The organism is Syntrophaceae bacterium, assembly GCA_013177825.1.
Classification (GTDB): Bacteria; Desulfobacterota; Syntrophia; order Syntrophales; family PHBD01; genus PHBD01.
This window is the reverse complement of the sequence record JABLXX010000003.1, coordinates 368,228-387,652: the sequence shown is the minus strand read 5'-3', so window position 1 is coordinate 387,652 and position 19,425 is coordinate 368,228. Positions and strand designations below refer to the sequence as shown.

15 protein-coding genes and 1 pseudogene are annotated in these 19,425 nt (G+C 47.2%); 3 read left to right on the top strand and 13 right to left on the bottom strand.

Translation table 11 applies throughout. The features are described from left to right. Positions 1–31: 31 nt before the first annotated feature. From HPY65_09440 to xrt, 5 genes and pseudogenes are all read right to left on the bottom strand, one after another. A pseudogene (locus tag HPY65_09440) lies at positions 32–205 on the bottom strand (group II intron reverse transcriptase/maturase). 166 nt (positions 206–371) lie between these two features. Next, on the bottom strand, positions 372–1,208 hold the full coding sequence (locus tag HPY65_09435; protein NPU84697.1) for a PEP-CTERM sorting domain-containing protein: 837 nt from the start codon (positions 1,206–1,208) through the stop codon (positions 372–374). Positions 1,209–1,501: 293 nt separating this feature from the next. After that, positions 1,502–2,857 (bottom strand): PEP-CTERM-box response regulator transcription factor, encoded by a 1,356-nt coding sequence (prsR, locus tag HPY65_09430; GenBank protein ID NPU84696.1) that lies wholly within the window; start codon positions 2,855–2,857, stop codon positions 1,502–1,504. Between the two features lie 52 nt (positions 2,858–2,909). Further along, positions 2,910–5,069: a PEP-CTERM system histidine kinase PrsK gene (gene prsK / locus HPY65_09425; protein ID NPU84695.1), complete on the bottom strand. Its 2,160-nt coding sequence runs from the start codon at positions 5,067–5,069 to the stop codon at positions 2,910–2,912. A gap of 106 nt (positions 5,070–5,175) precedes the next feature. Beyond that, positions 5,176–6,039: an exosortase gene (xrt, locus tag HPY65_09420; GenBank protein NPU84694.1), complete on the bottom strand. Its 864-nt coding sequence runs from the start codon at positions 6,037–6,039 to the stop codon at positions 5,176–5,178. Positions 6,040–6,192: 153 nt separating this feature from the next. Here xrt and HPY65_09415 point away from each other — a divergent pair, with 153 nt between their 5' ends. The 3 genes from HPY65_09415 (at position 6,193) to HPY65_09405 (ending at position 11,236) form a co-directional block, all read left to right on the top strand. After that, positions 6,193–8,475: a tetratricopeptide repeat protein gene (locus HPY65_09415; GenBank protein NPU84693.1), complete on the top strand. Its 2,283-nt coding sequence runs from the start codon at positions 6,193–6,195 to the stop codon at positions 8,473–8,475. Positions 8,476–8,589: 114 nt separating this feature from the next. Beyond that, positions 8,590–9,954 carry an aminotransferase class III-fold pyridoxal phosphate-dependent enzyme gene (locus HPY65_09410; GenBank protein ID NPU84692.1) on the top strand — a complete coding sequence of 455 codons (1,365 nt, stop codon included), beginning with the start codon at positions 8,590–8,592 and terminating at the stop codon, positions 9,952–9,954. Positions 9,955–10,138: 184 nt separating this feature from the next. Then, positions 10,139–11,236, top strand: a complete 1,098-nt coding sequence (locus HPY65_09405; GenBank protein ID NPU84691.1) for a hypothetical protein — start codon at positions 10,139–10,141, stop codon at positions 11,234–11,236. Between the two features lie 148 nt (positions 11,237–11,384). On the opposite strand, the gene HPY65_09400 is transcribed toward HPY65_09405, so the two are convergent. The 8 genes from HPY65_09400 to HPY65_09365 all read right to left on the bottom strand — a co-directional run bounded on the left by HPY65_09400 (position 11,385) and on the right by HPY65_09365 (position 19,366). Continuing rightward, positions 11,385–12,434: an outer membrane beta-barrel protein gene (locus HPY65_09400; GenBank protein ID NPU84690.1), complete on the bottom strand. Its 1,050-nt coding sequence runs from the start codon at positions 12,432–12,434 to the stop codon at positions 11,385–11,387. Between the two features lie 188 nt (positions 12,435–12,622). Beyond that, the gene (locus HPY65_09395) at positions 12,623–13,726 is read right to left on the bottom strand and encodes a DegT/DnrJ/EryC1/StrS family aminotransferase (GenBank protein ID NPU84689.1); all 1,104 of its coding nucleotides are present in this window, start codon (positions 13,724–13,726) and stop codon (positions 12,623–12,625) included. Between the two features lie 91 nt (positions 13,727–13,817). Next, positions 13,818–14,750, bottom strand: a complete 933-nt coding sequence (locus HPY65_09390; GenBank protein ID NPU84688.1) for a metallophosphoesterase — start codon at positions 14,748–14,750, stop codon at positions 13,818–13,820. A gap of 18 nt (positions 14,751–14,768) precedes the next feature. Further along, positions 14,769–15,602: a hypothetical protein gene (locus HPY65_09385; protein ID NPU84687.1), complete on the bottom strand. Its 834-nt coding sequence runs from the start codon at positions 15,600–15,602 to the stop codon at positions 14,769–14,771. A 6-nt stretch (positions 15,603–15,608) separates the two neighbouring features. Beyond that, positions 15,609–16,100: an acyltransferase gene (locus HPY65_09380; GenBank protein ID NPU84686.1), complete on the bottom strand. Its 492-nt coding sequence runs from the start codon at positions 16,098–16,100 to the stop codon at positions 15,609–15,611. An 89-nt stretch (positions 16,101–16,189) separates the two neighbouring features. Then, positions 16,190–17,239: a hypothetical protein gene (locus HPY65_09375; protein ID NPU84685.1), complete on the bottom strand. Its 1,050-nt coding sequence runs from the start codon at positions 17,237–17,239 to the stop codon at positions 16,190–16,192. Between the two features lie 159 nt (positions 17,240–17,398). Then, complete coding sequence (locus HPY65_09370) at positions 17,399–18,328, bottom strand: glycosyltransferase family 2 protein (GenBank protein ID NPU84684.1); 930 nt, start codon at positions 18,326–18,328, stop codon at positions 17,399–17,401. A gap of 33 nt (positions 18,329–18,361) precedes the next feature. Further along, a complete protein-coding gene (locus HPY65_09365; GenBank protein NPU84683.1) occupies positions 18,362–19,366 on the bottom strand; it encodes a hypothetical protein in 1,005 nt (334 codons plus the stop codon). Between the last annotated feature and the right edge of the window lie 59 nt (positions 19,367–19,425).

Sequence of the window (19,425 nt, the reverse complement as noted above, 5' to 3'; positions counted from 1 at the left end):
GGCGTCCCCCCCTAATACCGCTCCAGGATCACCCCCCATCCATGATCCCGGCCACCAGGTAGCGACGGATCAGCCGCAGAACGGCCTTATCCCCGACGCGCCTCGACAGCCGATCCATCAGGATGTCTTGATTGACCCGATCGAAGAACCTCTCCAAATCCACATCGACCACCACCCGGTAGCCGTCTTCTACGTGCCTCCGTGCCTCATCACGCTCCGCTTCCTGCTCGGCTTCACCTCGCACTCCTGCGGTACGCCCCGTATTACCAGGCTAAGGGTACGCTCATGCCGTGCGCACCAAACAAAGAAAGGCGGCCCGAAGGCCGCCTTTCTTATTCTTGTTTTGCAATGAACCAAGTGTTTGCTGGAGATTAACCTTTCCTGCGGCGCCGCGAGACGATTCCGACACCGAGCAGACCGATACCGAGCAGGGCAAGGGTTGCGGGCTCGGGGACCATGCGAATTGCCATCTGAACGCTCATTGAACTCGTCTCGTTTTCGGCGGTCCAGACTGAGCAATTACCATCGTCATCGCAAATCACCTGCGAATTATCAAATTCCGCCAACTGGAAAGCTGCCTCGTATTTGTATCCATCCATCCAGAAGGTGACCGGGGCAAAACCCAGTGCCAAGAAAGTGAATTCATCGGGGCACGTTCCCATACCCGATGGCCCGGCGCAAGTACCCGCGTTCAGCGTCTCATTGAAGGTGATCGGGATTGCATTAGCATCCATGGCTGTTCCGATAGTGAGCTCGGAGTAGATAATGGCGGACGCCAGCGTGTAGAAGGTACTCGAGATCGATTTGTTCTGGTGGTAGAGGGTCGTGATCGTTGCCCAATCACCCCAGCCGTCCGTGGTCCAATCGCCCGTCGAAACCGTTCCAGCCTGACCAAGCAGTCTCAGGGCGCTATACTGAGCGTTCCCCCAAGGATCACTGGTCTTCAATCCACCATTGTTGTTATTCACCCCCCAAAAGATGGTATTGTAGTAACCAGTGGGAGGCAGCGGAATGGAACTGTACTGATACCATTTGATATCATTAAACGGTGTGGATGCGTCATCGGAAGCAAGCGTTCCGGCCGCAACACTAAAACCTGTGGACTGTGAATAGGATAAAGTCGTTGCACTCGCCGGCATCGCAATAGCACAGATCGCGATCACCAGCCCCACAAAGAACATTGCCTTTCTTATATACCTTGTTCTCATATGACCCTCCTCTAAGGATTTGAATTGCACTTGATCATTAAGACCTGAACATCAAAACTCCCGCTTTCGAGCAACAAGATGCAATTGAAGTGCCAACAACTATAACATACTGTTATCATGACGCTATACAGAAGCGTATGGATCATTCTTGCATTCAATATGTAAACAAACCCGACAATTATGACGCCATTGAAGGAGCAGCACAGGCCTCACGACCTGATTATTCCAATGATATCAATACCAAGAGCCGACAATGAGCCGGTTTTGCTTTGTAAAAGGTCCCGACACCCACCTTAAGTCCTCGGCATTCCAAACTTTTCCATCATGTCGTAAAGGGTTGGGCGGCTGATTCCAAGCTCAGCGGCAGCCTTGGTCAGGTTTCCACCGTTTCGAGCGATGGCTTTTGTAAGCAATTCTCTTTCAATGATTTCTCGTGCCTCTTTCAGTCCTAAATTTTCGTGCCTCAGTTCAGGCACCCCCATCTCCAGATCCACTGGAGTGATCTTCGAACCCTCAGCCATGATCACGGCGCGCTTGATCCGATTCTCCATTTCACGAACATTTCCGGGCCAAGGATGCTGTTCAATAGCATCCATGGCCTTGTCTGTGAAACCCTTGATCTTCTTTCTGCTTTCGTCCGCATAACGGTCCAGGAAGGCCTTGGCCAGGAGGATTACATCCCCTCCTCTGTCCCTCAAGGGGGGAAGAAACATTGTAATAACACCAAGGCGAAAGTAGAGGTCCTCTCGGAAAGTCCCGTCTTTCATACCTTCTTTCAGATCACGATTAGTGGCCGCGATGATTCGGTTATCCAATTCGATCAGCTCCCGTCCTCCGACCCGCTCGATAACACGATCCTGAAGGAAGCGAAGCAGTTTCACCTGCAAGGGAAGAGGAAGCTCGCCGATTTCATCAAGGAAAAGGGTACCCCCCTCGGCCATTTCGAATCGCCCTTTGCGTTGTATGTGTGCTCCGGTGAAGGCACCCTTTTCATGGCCGAATAGTTCGCTTTCCATTAGGTTTTCGGGGATGGCGCCGCAGTTGATCACAATGAACGGCTCATTCTGGCGCATGCTGAGCCGGTGAATGGCTCGGGCGACCAGTTCCTTGCCTGTGCCACTTTCGCCCATAACGAGAACAGGGGCATCCGTCGTCGCCACTTTGCGGATAACTGTAAATACCTCTTGCATTTTTCCGCAGGTCCCCAGCATCCCTTCGAAGGTGTCACCGCTGAGCCGCCTCTGCAGATCCCTCTGTTCCCGTTCGAGTTGGGAAAGATGGTATGCGCGCCGGAGCACGATCTTTAGCTCGTCGAGTAGAATCGGTTTATAGAAAAAGTCGTAGGCCCCTTTTTCAACAGCGCGCAGAGCATTTTCCTTTTCGCCGCGCCCGGTGATGATGATCACTTTCGTCTGGCCGTGCTCATTGAGAATATCGTCCAGAACGGCAAACCCCTCCTCGACGCCTGCAGGCACGGGAGGGAGGCCGAGATCCAGGGTAACCACCGCGGGTTTTTCCTTCTTCATCGCGGCTGCCGCGCTGGCTCGGTCCTCTGCGAGCACGACATCATAGTCCTGCGCCAGGGCCCATTTCATTTGGGTGCGCAGATCCTCGTCGTCATCAATGATCAGAAGCTTTTGCTTTCTCATGACTCTGATATGTTCCTCCCGGGATTTTTCTGAAAACAGCGGAACTGTATTTCTATTTCATGGGCAACAGGACCCTGAATGTCGTTCCCCGCCCTACTTCACTCTCAACATCGATCCGGCCTCCATGAGCCTCCATGATTGTCTTGCAGTGGTAAAGGCCGATTCCCATCCCCTTTTTCTTCGTTGTCTGGAAAGGCCGGAAAAGAGACTTCTCGACAAATTCCCTGGACATCCCGCAACCGTTATCACGGACACAGATCTCCGCCCAGCTGTCCTGGCAGCGCGTCGCGACGGATATTTGCCCTGCCTCGCCCGGATTGCCAGCCTCATTCTTCGGGTTGCTGGTACCGATCTGCCCAGCCGCCACCATGGCATCCGATGCATTCATCAGGAGGTTTTCAAGCACTTTATGCATCTGCTCAGGATCGATTGACAGGACCGGTACGGTACCCAGATCAAGGGATACAGTCGCCTTGAGGTAGCTCTGTGCATCGGAGACAGAACTCTTGACAAATTCGTTCAGATCGATCCGGCTGAACGACAGAATCATTTCCTTGCTCAACAGGGTGAGGCGGCTGTTCATGGAATTGATCTTCTCGACGCTTTGGGAGATCGTGCGAAGCGCATCGGTCCGGAATTCCGGATTATCGATGTGAATGGGCAGGTTCTGGGTCACAAGGGAGAGCTTCGACGCGAGGTTCTTCAAGTCGTGCATGAAAAAAGCGGACATGGATTGGAAGGCTTCCAGTTCACGCGTCTCCCGAAGGTGCTCCGAAAGCCGGAGGTTCAGCAGGCCCGCCGCCGCCTGGTTCGCAACGGTCCTGACCAGTTCGGATTCTTCAAAGGATAGGGCTTCGTAAAACACCTTCTCGCTCAGGGTCATGATTCCAACAAGCTGGCCGCCGGCACTCAGAGGCACACAGTATCGGATCCTGGATTCCTTGGTTTCCTCGAATCCATAGATTCGCTTCAGGTCCGCCACCCAGTCGTCCTCGCGTCCGTTCAGGTCCACCGGCATTGTCTGATCGGACATGGCCCTGATCAGTTGCCTGCCTCCCTCTCCGAAAAGCCTCGAGTCCATGACCTGCGCGGCGGTAAACACCGTCGAGCCGCCGAACGACAGCCTGTCCTGCTTATCATCCACGAGCCAGATGCTGACGGAAAGGGTCTCCAGCGTTTCCGAAACCATCCGGACGACGACATCACAAAGCTCGCGTGTCTGCGTTACCGAAGTAGTCTGTGTGGTGAAACCCTCCCAGATCTTCTGATAGTCGTACTGGGGACGCTTGAAATGGCGGCTGACAAAGCGTTTCCTCATCATCCGCAGACGGTCTGACAGCAGGATGACGGCAATTCCCATAATGGCCAGGAAGACAAGGAATATGGCGATATGGATATTGCGGATCCACTCGAAGCGAACGGCAACCCATGCCAAAACGCCCACGGTGATGAAGTACACCCCGACAATGAGGACGGTGAATGAATTGTATAGAAACGCATGGGAGAGCTGCACTGAGACATTCAGCGGCTTTCCCCTAAACAGGGAGCGAAGAATCAGGAGATCACCTACCAGAAGCGCTCCGAGGTCGAGAACATCGAGGCCTGTATTAACGCCCTTAAAAAGAACGGTCTGGCTGTGCGTGAAAAGCATGGTTCCGAAGATCCCCCCAATCCCGAGGAACATGAACTTCGTCTGCCAGCGCATATGACCGGTGGCATGACGAAATGTCCGCTCCAGGTTCATGAGAATGATCACCGAAATGATGACCCACAGCAGGTGCCACACGTAACCGGCCGGGCCGATTGGCAAATATAGAGTCGGTGCCTGCGTCAGAACCAGAGGCCCCGCAAAGAAGCCATGCCCGAACAGGACAACCAGGGTAACGGGGAGCACCAGCGAGGAAATCAGGACCCATTTCCATCTTGATATCTGCTCCTGGTAATTGGCCCGGGCGAAACTCACACTGAAGAGAAGCCAGAGTGCCGGCAGGAGGGAAGCAAGCAGAAACTGGGATCGCCGCCAATAGAGGAACTCATTGAGCGACTGTCCCATGTAGGCGAGCCCGCTGAGCCCCGCCTCTAGAGCAAACACCGCCATTCCGGCAGCAAATATGCGGTGAACGAAAGAACGGGTATCGCGCCACAAGGCCAGGATGGCAATTCCCGTGGTCAGCACCGCCGCAATAAGAGATATCGATACATTGAAATTCATAAGATCAGAATATCACACCCTCACCCTACCCTCTACCCGCAAACAGAAAACTTTTTATCATGGCCGCTACTGCCATGCCGGCTGTCCATCCTGATCAGCATTTATATTATGCTTTTCCCTCCCTCCTCTTCAGGAAAAAAAGGATCGGCGCCATCAGAAGCAGCGCGAGGATGAAAAAAGGAATGCCTCCTTCCCTGTGCAGAGAGCTCTGCAGAATCCGCGGGTCCACGTAAGCACCCAGCAAAGTCAGCGTGGTGATGCGAATGCCGTTTTTGAGCATCGTGATCGGAAACACGCAGACGATCAGGACGACCCTCCGCCACCAGGAATCGAGAAAGAGGTAACCGGCCAACAGGGCGGTGATGAACAGTGCCAGCCCCGATCGAATTCCGCTGCATTGCGGCGCCACCTCGACGATCACGCCCGGCAGTTGGAATACAAAACCATCCCTGTAATAAGGGACTTGCGATACCCATAGCAGAAGGTTAGCGAACTCCGTGGAGCCGATCTGCAGAAAGGTGATGATCTCGTTCATGATAAAAGCCGGAACCGGGACCGCAAAAAGAAGAAACAGGAGGGGAAAGAGCGCGGCCGTAAATGCCTTCCTGCCGTATGCAAAGAGAAAAGATCCCCATAACATCACCAGGGAAGACAAGGTGACGATTGTCGAATAGTCATTCGGATTGAGCCCCCTCCCGAAGAACAACACAATGGCATAACCGACAACACCGGCAATGACTCCAGCCGCCCCCAGTTTGTACGAATATTGCATTTTATCTCGAATTTCTTTTCTTTTCTGATATAGGAGATAGATCGTTATGAGGGGAATAAAGGGGATCAGAGTATGATAATCCCTCTTGAAGCTGGAGGCAAAAAGGTCTCTCGTTGGTCCATAATCCATTCCCAACGCAGCAAGAGCTCCAAGAATAAAAGGGATATGCCTCATCACTTCGGGTTTCGAAACGTTCATTAGACACCACCTGGGTAAGATATTTCATGTATGGAGTTATCGTTCGATTTAGTGTATTAGCAAAACGACATATTTATGTCCAGCAGCATTAATAATTAAGTAAAAAGGTATTTCGAATGCATCGCCGAAAGCATCACCCAAAGGAGATATGCTATGAATTGTAAAAGAGAAAACACCTTGGTTCTCATTTGCGGGCTGATAATCCTGTCTTTGTGCTTTGTTACGGCAGGGTGCACAAAAGAGGCGAAGATTGAACGGCACATGAAAAAAGGGGAACAGTATTTTCAGAGCAATAAACTGCAGGAAGCGTCCATCGAATACAAGAATGTAATCAAGTTGGATCCCAAGCATGCAAAGGCCTATTACAAATTGGGCATGACCTTCCTGCGGATGAAGATGATCCGTGAGGCCTATGCTGTTCTGTCCAAAGCGGTCGAATTGGATCCCAATCTGATCGATGCCCGGATCCAGTTAGGGCAAATATATCTCATGGCCCGGGATCAGAAGAAGTCCAGAGAACAAGCGCAATTTATTCTGGCAAAGGATCCGAACAACTCTTCCGCTCACCTGCTGCTCAGTAACATTGCCCTGACGGAGAAGAATCTTGATCAGGCCATCGAAGAGAGCCGGAAGGCGACTGGTGGGGACAAGAAACTGGAGGCTTATCTACATCTGGCAAACCTTTATTTCCTGAAGAAAGATTTGTCCCAGTCCGAAGAGATGCTCAAAGCGGCCATAAAGGTTGACGAAAAAGAACTGAAGGCACGTTTTGCCTTGGCCGAATTCTATCTGCGAACGGGCAAAAAGGATTTGGCGGAGCGTGAGTATGTCGAAGCGACACGGATTGCGCCGAAAGAAGCCAAAGCGGCCGTGATGCTGGGGAATTATTATGCGGCAGTAAACAGACCGGAGGAGGCGGAAAAACAGTTTATCAGGGCAACCGAACTCTCACCCGACGAGTCTTCCCTGAAGGTTCATCTGGGGAATTTTTATTTTGCCTGGAACAAGAAAGACAAGGCCGAGGCATCCTTCAAGGCTGCCGTGTCAAAAGACTCAAAAAATATTCAGGCTCTCGCGAGATTGGCCGATTTCTACATCCAGGAAAAGAAATTTGACGAGGGATTGAAATGGACGGAAGACATTCTGAAAATCAATCCCAAAAGCCATGAGGCAATGCTCCTCAAGGGAAGAATCCTGTTGAGCCGCAATCAGTATAACGAGGCGCTGAATCTTTTTCAGGCCTATGCCAAGGATAATCCCAAAGATGCCTTAACCCATTACCTGATCGCCATGGCCCAATTCGGAAACCGGAATGTGCAACAGGCGAAGGCTTCATTGGAAGAGGCTGTCAGACTGAATCCCAGGATGGAAAAACCACGCCTACTCCTGGCAGAGATCTACCTTCGGGAAGGTAACGCCGACCATGCCATCGACGATATCAAGGCTGTGCTGAACTCCCATCCGAGGAGCATGGAGGCCCACCTTCTGCTCGGCAATAGCTATCTGGTGAAACGAAATCTTCCAGAGGCAACCAAGGTATTCGAGAATCTTGTCAAGATCGCCCCCAATAATCCTATCGGTTATACTCAGCAGGGTCGGATACTCCTGATTCAGAAGAAAGAAAAGGACGCCTTGGCCAAGTTCGAAAAGGCCATCTCTTTACATCCCAATGCCTTGGATCCTCTGCAGCTCATCGTCTCGGTTCATATGAGCCGAAGAGAACCCCAAAAGGCCATACAGAGAGTGGAACAACAGATCAGCATCAGTCCAAAGAATCCCTTTTTTTACAATCTGCTTGGGGGGCTTTATGCAGCCAGCAAGGATGTCGCAAAAGCGGAAGCCAACCTGAAAAAAGCAGTCGAGCTTGCCCCCAACCTGCCCTCGCTGCAAACCGCCCTTGGTAATTTCTATATTCAGCAAAGAATGGTGGACAAGGCAAAGGCAGAATATGAGGCAGTTATCAAGAAGACACCGAACAACCTTTCAGCCCTCATGGCTCTCGGGATGATCGATGAAAGTCAAAAGAACCTGGCCAAAGCGCAAGAGACCTACGAAAAGGTATTAAAGATTAATCCCAACTTTACGCCGGCCATGAACAATCTGGCCTACCTCTATGCGGAACGGGGCGGAAACATCGACGTGGCCCTCAACATGGCGCAAAAGGCGAAAGAACAGGCACCGGAGGATCCCAATATCTCTGATACGCTCGGCTGGATTTATTACAAGAAGAATGTCCCCAGCAGGGCGATTGTGTATTTAAAGGAAGCTGCAGAGAAGTATTCCAATCAGCCCCTGATTCGCTACCATCTGGGCATGGCTTATTACAAAAACGGCAACCGTGACCTGGCAAAAAAGGAATTGAGCGAAGCGCTCAGGCTCGACCCGGCCTTTTCGGGCGCCGATGAAGCAAGGGCAACCCTCAGTGCTTTGAAATGAATAAAACTTTTGCCATCTGCCTGGGTAACAGGCTGAGAAGCTATCTACAGCTTTCAGTCATACCTCAAAAGGAGGATCGGAATAGATATTTGTAAAAAGGAGGACACTTTAAGAATGAATCTCACAAATGGAAGCCGATTGAACGCTGCAACCATTTGTCAATATGAACAGAATCATGTTCTTTACCCTTGGGTACCGCAAAAAGGGTTGTCCCCGGTGATTATTGACCATGCAAAAGGGAATTATGTTTACGACATTTCTGGTAAAAAAATTTTAGATTTTAGTTCGATGTTTGTTTTTTGTAATCTGGGTCATGCTGACGAGAGGTTACTCCAATCGATCTCCCGCCAGGCAGCAAATTTGCCCGCTGCAGCCTCGCCCTTTGCCACCGAGCCAAAAGCAAAACTGGCAAAGTTACTTGCCGAGATTACTCCCGGTGACATTAATAAGACCTTATTTTCGACGAGCGGAGCTGACGCTAATGAGAGCGCAATAAAACTCGCTCGCCTTGCCACGGGAAAAGAAAAAATCATAGCCCGATGGCGATCTTATCATGGCTCTTCAATGGGCGCGCTGGCTCTCTCCAACGATTATCGAAACTGGGCCTGCGAACCATCAATCCCAAGTATCATCCACTGCCTGGACCCCTATTGTTATCGATGTCCGTTCGGATTAACCTATCCCGGCTGCGATCTGCAATGTGCCAAGCACGTTGAGGAGGTCATCCGTTTAGAAGGTGGCACCCGAAGGGTTGCGGCTTTCATAGCCGAACCAATCGTCGGCTCCAATGGCGTCCTTGTCCCACCGGACGGCTACTGGCAGAGAATACGAGAAATTTGTGATAAATACGAAGTCATCATGATGTGCGACGAGGTGATGACCGGTTTCGGACGTACAGGGAAATGGTTTGCCATTGAACACTGGGGAGTCGTTCCCGATATAATTACCATGTCCAAAGGAATTACGAGCGGATATGTCCCTCTGGGTGCCACGAGCGTTAGATCCTGGGTAGCGGAAAAGTTTGAAAGAAATCCGGTGGTCCATGGCCACACTTACAGTGGACATACATTGGCCATGGCCACCGGCGTAGCAGCGATCGAAGCTTATCGAGCGGATGGTCTCATCGAAAGATCTGCGGAGATGGGAAATTATCTCCTGGAGAAAGCGAAAGAACTGCAGCAGAAGCATGTTTCTATCGGCGATGTCCGCGGTAAGGGGCTGTTTGTAGGATTGGAATTGGTAAGAAATCTCCGCACAAAAGAACCTTTGCATGATAGCTTGGTCGAGGGACCAAGGCAACCGACAGCCAAGCTGAAGGTTTTGGCTGAGGCGATGAAGGAGGGTATTTACTGTCTGCCAGGCGTAGCTAGTGTGATTATGATGGCTCCTCCTCTGACCATTACCAAGGATGAAATTGATTGGGCTGTGGATGTCTTTGATCGTGCCCTGAGAATTGCAGATGCGGAAACCGTGAATTAACGTGAACCAACTTATGGATAATCCTTTTTTTATTAAATATTTTTCCGCCGTTCAGGTCCATAGACATCTTTTAAACAAGGCTGATTGCAGAATTGTTCATAATTACCAAGAAATTGTTCATCTCATCAGAAAACCGCCGTATTTGAAATTCTGGTTTTAATCCTGTTGGGGGGTTCCTCGATTCATGTTGAAAATAAAAGGATTAACGAGAAAGATGCTCAATAATTTTCGCTATCTCGGGATGGTATTCTCCGATCCGGAGCGAAAAGACCTGCAGCAAATGTGTTCGGAGTTTCTCTTGTGCACTATTTCGAAAAGATGCATAGCATTGCATTACCTCACCAGTTTCATGTATCGACGTGATGTTCACAATTTCTTAGATTACGTTTCCAAGAGAGAGGCAATTGAAGTACAGGACAGGATCAACAACCCGAAACTTGGTTACTTCATAACCAATAAGTTGTCATTTATGGAACATTTCGAACGTAACGGTTTTCCTGTGCCTCGCCTTCTTGGTTATAATCTATTGGATAAAATGCATATTAAAGAAGCTGAGACTTGGAGCATCAACGATTTATCCTCGCCACAATCGATGAAAGAGTCGCTCAACCATATTATGGCAAACGGGAGAATCGAGGATATTTTTCTAAAACCCATGCTCGGGACTCAAGGTGTAGGAGCTTTTAGGGTCAATCGCGAGCAGTTGAACACAACTCTAGATATAGAACGGCTATATTCTTCAGTCAGTAAAAACAGCTACGTCTATCAGCAGGTTGTCTTTCAGCATCCCGAGTTGTCCAGACTTAACCCAACATCTTTGAATACCATGCGGATAGACACGTTCAGAGCGCCGCACAACAAGGCGGAGATCATTTCAGCATTGCTACGCGTGGGTGGCGGGGGGAATTATATAGACGCCGTTTCAGCAGGCGGAGTTTTCGTAGGTATCCACTTGGACAATGGATATCTCAAAGAAAAAGCTCAAAACTTCTTTCATGGGTCCAGGGTATTTGGAACGTTCATAGCCAATCCTTTGAATGGCATTCTTTTCAAAGGCTTTCAGATCCCGTTTTTTAATGAGGTTAAACAAACCGTCACACGGGCTGCGGAATCGCTGCCGCCGGCATTGATTGGATGGGATGTGGCAGTCGGTCCTGCCGGACCTGTCCTGATCGAGGCAAATTGTCTTTACTATGGACTTACAATGTCCGATATAGCCTATGGAGGTTACAGGAAAAATCCTGTTTATCAAAAAGCCTTGAAATACGCTAACATGAGATAACACTGATACAATCCGACTCCCGATTATCATGAATCAAATGAGATGATATCGAAGAGACGAAAAAGCCTCCTGGCTGTCAACCTGCTATGGCTGACAGCACAGGAGGCTTTTTTGTAGGTTGCTGTGCCTTACGCGTTCTGAGGTCTGGTTAGAACGACACCCCCAGCGATATGACCAGAGCATGCGACCGGCCAAATTCAGACTCCAATTCAGGGTACATGTTGTATTGATACCCCAGATCGATGCTGATCTGCTTGGTCGGATATATGCCCAGTCCGCAGGTCCAGCCCGTAAAACCGTTGCGATCGAATGCAATACCGCCACGGATAAACAATGCATCCACGATCCGATGGTCGATTCCCGCATAGACGCGATGAGCTTCCATGTTGCCCGTGTCGTTTTTGAACAAGCCATACTGATAATCAAGACTGACAGTGGAATCCTTCATGTACTCATACGAAGGGCCGACACGAAGGGTGAACTGTTTTGTCGTATCATTTACCTGTATATAAACAGGTCCGAATAAGCCGGTTGTATCGTAATACTTTGTTGATGACGGTGATGATGAATAATCAACAACCAAGCCTCCAAGGAGATTTCCCGCAATGCGATAAAGACCACCGATTCTAACACCATAGGTGTCACTTGTTGAATTTGCGAGCCTCAAAACACCGTACTTGTTATCGACTTCCGACGACGAATAATTGAAACCTGCCCCTAACGCAAAATCTTCCGAAAAACGCTTCCCGTATTGAAGCTGGACATAGTTCATGTCGTAGTGAAACCCAATACCTTGCTTCGTATCATCACCATTGCTTCTGGCCTTTGCATAAGCAAATTGAAGGGTCCCATATTTTTCTAACTCCTTGGTAACAGATCCCGTTATGACATGCAGATTCGTGCCTTCTTTAAACATGATGGCTGAATACTGCGGGTTCAATGACACACGATAGGTCCCCGTCAGGCTTTGCCAGGCAAGCGCGGCCGGATTTGAGGATGACTGCCACTTGCTTCCGGCCGATGCACCGCCTGTTGCGGCTACATCTGCGTATGAAGAGAAACGGCTCAGTGCGGCCGGGAACCGCAACGAAAAGTCCTTGTCATCATAATCGGCTGCATAGGCCAAGCTTCCCATACACAACACTGCGGCCAGAAAAGCGACCAGCCCGATCAAACCTTTTCCGAATTTTTTCTCCATAAGTGCTCCCTCCCGTCGAATTGAATCCATCAGTACTGTTTCTTTTTATACCGGTGCCTTACAAGGTTGACGGAATTTATCATACTTTTCAAGCAAAAAACATAAGTAATTCCATATTCAAAAAGCATGAAGCCTTCAAAGCCCTCCGGCACGATTTGACAATCGTGCCGGAGGGTCATCCCACATATTTAAGCAAATTCCTTGATTGCTTGGGCGATATACTGGATCTGGCTTTCTGTGAGCTCCGGGAACATCGGCAGTGAAACGATCTCCTGGGAGGCCTTCGTGGCCTCGGGAAAGTCGCTTTCTTGGTGGCCGAGATACGCATAAGCCTGCAGATTTGGAAGAGCAATGGGATAATGAATGCCCGATGCAATGCCCTTGCTCTGCAGGTGTTCCTGGAGCTTCTGGCGCGATCCCTTTTGCACCCGAACCACATAGAGATGATAGACGGCCGTCACGTCGTCTATTTCCTGCGGTATAACCACGCCGGCGTCGGCAAGATACTTGTTATAGCAATAGGCGTTTCTCCTGCGTGCTTCGCTCCATGCCGGCAGGTGCTTCAGCTTGGCTTCCAGGATAGCTGCCTGGATACCATCGAGGCGGCTGTTGACCCCCTCCAGTTCATGGTCGTATTTACCGGCGCGGCCGTGGTTGGCGATCATCCTTGCCTTCTCTGCCCAGGCATCGTTGTTTGTGACAATGGCCCCCCCATCCCCATAGGCGCCCAGATTCTTTCCCGGATAAAAGCTGAAGCAGGCAATGTCGCCCATGGATCCGATGACACGCCCCTTGTAGATGGCGCCGTGCGCCTGCGCCGCATCTTCAACTACCTTGAGATTGTATTTCTTGGCCAAGTCCAGGATAGGATCCATGTCCGCCGGCTGGCCATAAAGGTGAACGGGAATGATGGCCTTGGTTTTGGGTGTGATCTTCTCTTCGATCTTGTTCGTGTCGATATTGTAGGTCTTCGGGTTGATATCCACAAAGACGACTTTCGCCCCAGCCGCCGTGATGGCCTCCGATGTGGCGATAAAGCTGTTCGCCACGGTGATGACCTCGTCACCTTTCCCAATGCCCAAGGTTCGCAGGGCTATATAAAGAGCGTCCGTTCCGTTCGCGACGCCAATGCCGTTTTTCACGTTGCAGAACTTTGCAAAGGCCTCCTCGAAACTTTGCAGAAAGGGACCGCCGACAAATGCCGTCTTTGAAATTACGGCGGTGATTGCCTGATCGATTTCTTCCTTGATGCTGTTGTACTGGCTTTTCAGATCGACGAATGGGATGTTCATCATGTTTGTTCTCCTCCGTGGCGTAATATTTTCGGGGGGCTGCCCCTGTTATGTGTATTTGCGAAACTGTCCCTTGGGGAAATCCTGTCCCTTATTTTGTTACCGTGAGGACTGTGATTTCGGGACGGCAGAAAAAGCGGACCGGGACTCTTGTGGTCCCGATCCCCCGATTTACATACATCTTTGTTTTGCCTTTATCATAGAGCCCGCTCATAAAGGCTGACTTTTGGGCTGATTTGGATCTCTCGGTCAGGAAGGGGATTCGGATCTGCCCACCATGTGTGTGGCCGACCAAAAGGAGATTCACCTGCGCTCCGATGGTCTCGCCGAAATGGTCGGGCTCATGGGCCAGCAAAACAATCGGCGCACCCAACGGGATACCGCTGAACGTCTTTGATTTGGGTCGCCTGTTCCATGCATAATGGAATCCCGCGATATACAGGATCTTATTATTGGGCAAACTCAGCGCCCGGTTTTCATTGATGAGGATGTCGATCCCGGCAGCTCTGAATTCGCTCATAATTGCTGGATTGTTCAGAGGGTAATCATAATTTCCAGTAACTCCGAAGATACCCGTTGTTGTTCTAAAGCTGCGAATCAATTCTGTAAGCGCCGACACTTCTATCGCCATTTCACTCTTCTGCTTGTCACTGAAAAAGTCGCCGGTAATGAAAAGGAGGTCCGGCTTCAACGCATTGACCTTGGCAATCAGGTCTCTTTCACGGTATCCAATTCCGCCCTGAAGATGGATATCAGAAATCTGAACAACCCGCACTCCTTCCAAAACCTGGGCCAACTCCGGGTCGTGGATCACGACCTGTTCAGTCTGAAGCCAGTTCGGCTCGATCCAATAGGCATCGGCAATAGCTACCGTTCCTATAAAGACGACGATAATAGCCAGTTTATTAAAAAGAGGTATCCTCTTCTTTCTGAACCATTGAAAGCAGGTAAAAATTAAAATAGCCGAGGAAAGAAGGAGAAATGCCCATGTTATAAGATTGAACTTTTCAACTGTCGTAAACATGCCTCTTTGGATCTGCCTTCAGTTTGAAATCATAATTCTGACTTTTTTTACAATATTAAGCAGATAATCGTTCTTACAAACATAATTATCCCTGAATTCAGATGCATATCTTCTTGCAGATTTTTTTATAATCTCTTTATAGCCAAAATATTCTCTACCGCTCAGATCGACACCAGCTGGATTTAATGTAGCCGGGTTTGTTGTCACAATAGATCGTACAATATTCCCGACGCTATCCCATTTTATTGTTGAGATACGTGATTTCAGTTCATCAACCAAAACACCCAGTTTTTCATAGCCATTTTTAAAATAATCGTGATGGAGCACAATGAATATGGGATCACAAATCACATCTGCAACATCTTCAGGTTTGTACCGTAAGAAAAATGGAAAGCTTGAGGACAATGAACCATCCACCGGTAAAGGCTCTGTGTTCACAGCCGCCCAATACCCGTTTTTCGCCAACACTTCCAATGCTGCATTCGAGAATATTCCTTGGGGAAATACCATGACTCTTTCAAATGGTATACCTGTTCTCCTTTCATGTTCAATCATTCTCGCAGTGGCCAATGTCACTTTCATGTCCAAATAATTCGAATCCTTATTCCCGAACTCTCCTTTTTCGTGATCGCATCCATGAACACACAAACAGAACCTATCGGGTCTGTTTCTAAACAAATAGGCAATTTTTTCGTCTGTTCTTTTATAGTTGAACGGAATAAACGCAATCGACGTGAAAAAATTATGTTTATCCATCAGTTCGAGCAACTTCCTGAAGTTCAAGAAACCATAGTTTTCCCTCAAGAGCGGGTCATCAATTATGACTGATGCATGGTATGCTTGATCAGGCATTTTTCCTCACTCCTCTTTGATGGGAATTAGTCCATTTTTCCAGTCTTCAAAACTTGTTTCTAAAGTCATCGGAATAGTTACTCTATATTTAGGTTTTGCCGGAGAACCCATTACAAATGTGAAGGGAGGAACATCCCTTGTTACAGTTGATCCCATACCCACAACAGCTCCCTCGCCGATATTTAAAATCTGACCTGGTATTGAAGCAATGTTACAACTCATGCCAATCCACACGTTTTTCCCAATAATTACTTTGCCAGTTCCTCTAAAGTGGGCAATGATATTTGTTCTTAAAGCAATTTGAGCACCATCGTGTATTTCAATGCAATCCGGATGTGCATTTTCCAAGTAAACATCATCTCCTATAAATACATTGCCATAAATCTTTACACCGCGAAGTTTATGCAGAAACGGTCTCAGAGTGGAAGCGCCGGGACAATTCCGTGCCATCAGGTGAAGAACCCGATTGAAAATCCCTCGTATGAAGGTTTCTTCCACAGCCCCAGTTCCCCTGCTTTCAATCATTTATGAATATTACAAGAAGCTTTTCTTCCTGCTATTTATTAACTCATCTGATAAGCAAACAATCAGGGATAGAATTTTTTTTTCAATGTTTTAAGCCTGCGTACTACTCTGCTTCGCTCCTTCCTGTATTTCATGTGCTTCATCGGATCAGTTACTACCCCTTCGAAATCATCCCTGCTGATATCTAAAGCATTCAAGAAAAAATCCATATTGGACGGTTCTTTCAAAGATTCCCTTTTTTCGGCAAGACGCTTTTCCGCTTCCTGCCTGTCCAACTGACCACAAGTTACAAGTTTACTGAAACGAAGCATCTCAGGAATCAACGCCGGAAACTTTCGGTATCTTATATAGTGAATGATATTGTCGACTTTACAATCCGAATGCTCTGCGTCAGGACTGTGCGCTGTCCATCCCAACTTGCTTGTAATCGTTTTATAAATCAAATCATAATCCCAATCCATATAATCGGGTAATTTGATAGCAGGCGGTGACTTGAATAACCCCATTGGCTGCATTAAGACTTCGGCTTCTTTCAATAGAGGGGTATTCTCTAAAACATTCTCTAAAAAACTGTAGCTCCCATCGAGGAAATATGCCGGATTGACATATTCCTCTGAGCGTCTTGATGTACCCGTTATGGCAAGAGGAATATTGAAAGCAATCTGGGTCCTGAAAATGGTGGTGCCAATGCCTTTCATGCACACGGGACAGAGAAAACCAGTATTCAAGAAAAAATGTCTATAAAGCTTCATCAGTAGCGGTTTACTCAAACCATAATATAAATGGTCAACGCCAAGCACATCGCAGGCATTTTTTATGTTGACTCTTGCATGATCTGTCAGAAACCCATTATCCCATGTTACAGCAAGGCACTTGAGATTGAAACGTTTCTTGCATAAATAAAGAACGTAAATGCTGTCTTTCCCCCCCGATATTGGCACGAGAACATCATACATCTGATTTCTTGCTTTTGCTCTATTTAGAATGCCTTCAAGTTCTTTTAGTTTATCTTCTTTTTTGCTTTCCCAATCGCCCCAATTCTTATCGTAGTCCCGGCAGACAGAACAGATCCCCTTTTCATCGACAAGTACGCCAGGCACTTCTGTTTTCAATAAGCATCTTGTGCATGAATTCATATGCTGAATATCTCCTTTAATGAGACCATCGAAAATTTCTATTCATTCTATTGTGCCATTACGTCATCGCATATTTAAAGCCTATAATGATAGGGGTACTGTGTAACATCCCCATTAACACGGACAACGTCAAATTCAGTACCTGTTTTTCTCTAATTGTATCCCGCAATAAGACAGAACGCAACTCGATGAATACGAAAGCTTAAGGATTGGTGATATCCATCGATGCTTTCCAAGCGGTAATAACGCTATGAACGATATTGACCAGACAAGCACAGAAAGAATGCATTTAAAAAAACCAATGAATCCCGAAAAACCATCTTTACGGAGATTCTCTCCATTCAGTGCACCTATCTTGAAATATTTCTTAAGATGGAATGAACTTTTGCACCTATCCGCCGTTACCGTTTCATAAGCTTCCGCTTCGTCGCACCACACAAATATACGGCCCAACGAAATTTGCCGTCTAAAAAAATCTACATCTTCTCCACCTGTCAGACCAAAAGCCGGATCAAACCATATTTCATTTTCTGGAAACATTGAACGAGAGAGCAATACGTTTCCAGTACGTGTATCGCGAACAGTCAGTTTCGTTCCCGTCAAAAACCGCCTTCTGTTAAAAATGTTTCCTTCCCTTAGCCATCGTGGTGACTCGGGAGGAAATTCGGGCAACACAGGACCAAGGGCACCATCTGCTTTATAATCCATTTTGGCATTGTATAGCCGTGCAAGCCATTCCTTTACCGGGCATTCATCATCGTCTATGAAGGCAATGAGGTTTCCCGTAGATAATCTAATCGCCCTGTTTCTCGCGAGAGCGATGTTTTGCTCCGTTTCACACGAGTACATGATTGGTATGACTGATTTGTTTTGATGTTGGAGAACAACAGGTTCCGCAGACCGAGTGCGATCATTATCCACAATGACAATTTCATACGTAAATCCATCATCAACAACTTGTTTCAATATACCTTCTAAAGCATGACTTAACATTTCAGGACGCTTATATGTACAAATGCAAACAGAGATATGACTTTCATTTTTTTTTCTTCTTCCCTTGCTCATAATAGTCTTCAATTATAAGATTGATATTTATCTCTAAGCAAATACGACTTTATAAATGCGATTTATTACTCTAGATTGCTCTCGAGCATATTCTAATATAATTACTGTTGCTGACATGACAATAGTCACTATAATGATTGTTATTGCCATATTTAACTTAGCTGTTTGAGTGGCTGTCAATGACACAAACAACCTTATATATAGAATTTGAATAATGTAACTAAATAGTGAATATTGCCCAAGCAATATTATCAACTTTGCGATACTATACTTTGCATTTGTTTTACAACCTATTACATAAAAGATTAGAATACTTATTAGTGCCGATAGAATTTGCATATGGTAATAATCTCCCCCGCCCCAATAAATAAAACCGTAAAGCACCAATAATAAGAATAAAAATGTCCACCTTTTTGACAATTGATTAATATGCAAAAGAGGTATAAATCCAACAGCCATACCGATAAGACCAAAACTAATAAAGCTTAAATTATAGATAGAAATGCCATGATATTTTAAAAAAATGCAAAGTCCGAATATAAACATTGTAAAGATTGAAATAAAGATAGGGGTGAATAGTTTAAACATCGATATAACGATGGATAGGAGGAGTATATAGCTAATAGGAAGAAGTACCTCGAATGCTACCATCTTCGGACTGCCAATGACGTAAATACTTAAACAATCCGCCCAATAATCCTCCAGTTCGAAAACATAGCCTAAACTAAATTTTGGCTTCATCATACGAGCTAACAAGTTTAAGAATGTAAATATTAGCAAAAGTTTTAATGCTCTTGAAGCCAACCTTGTTCTAAAACCATTTGCATCAAGTCTGTACTTGGGAAGATATATTTGAGTTATAATAAAGCCTGTAATCATTATAAATGACGGTGGAAGAAAGGCCATATACTCATGAGGCAGTGATCCGTATTTAAGGTGATTAAGACTGTGATATACGACCATGAAAAACACGAGAATCCCCTTTGAAAAATCTATTGCATCAATCCGCCCCTCAGCTTTCATATTTATTGTATCCATAATGATGGTTCTTTACCTAGTAATTATGCTGATAAATTATAAATACAACGAATTCACAA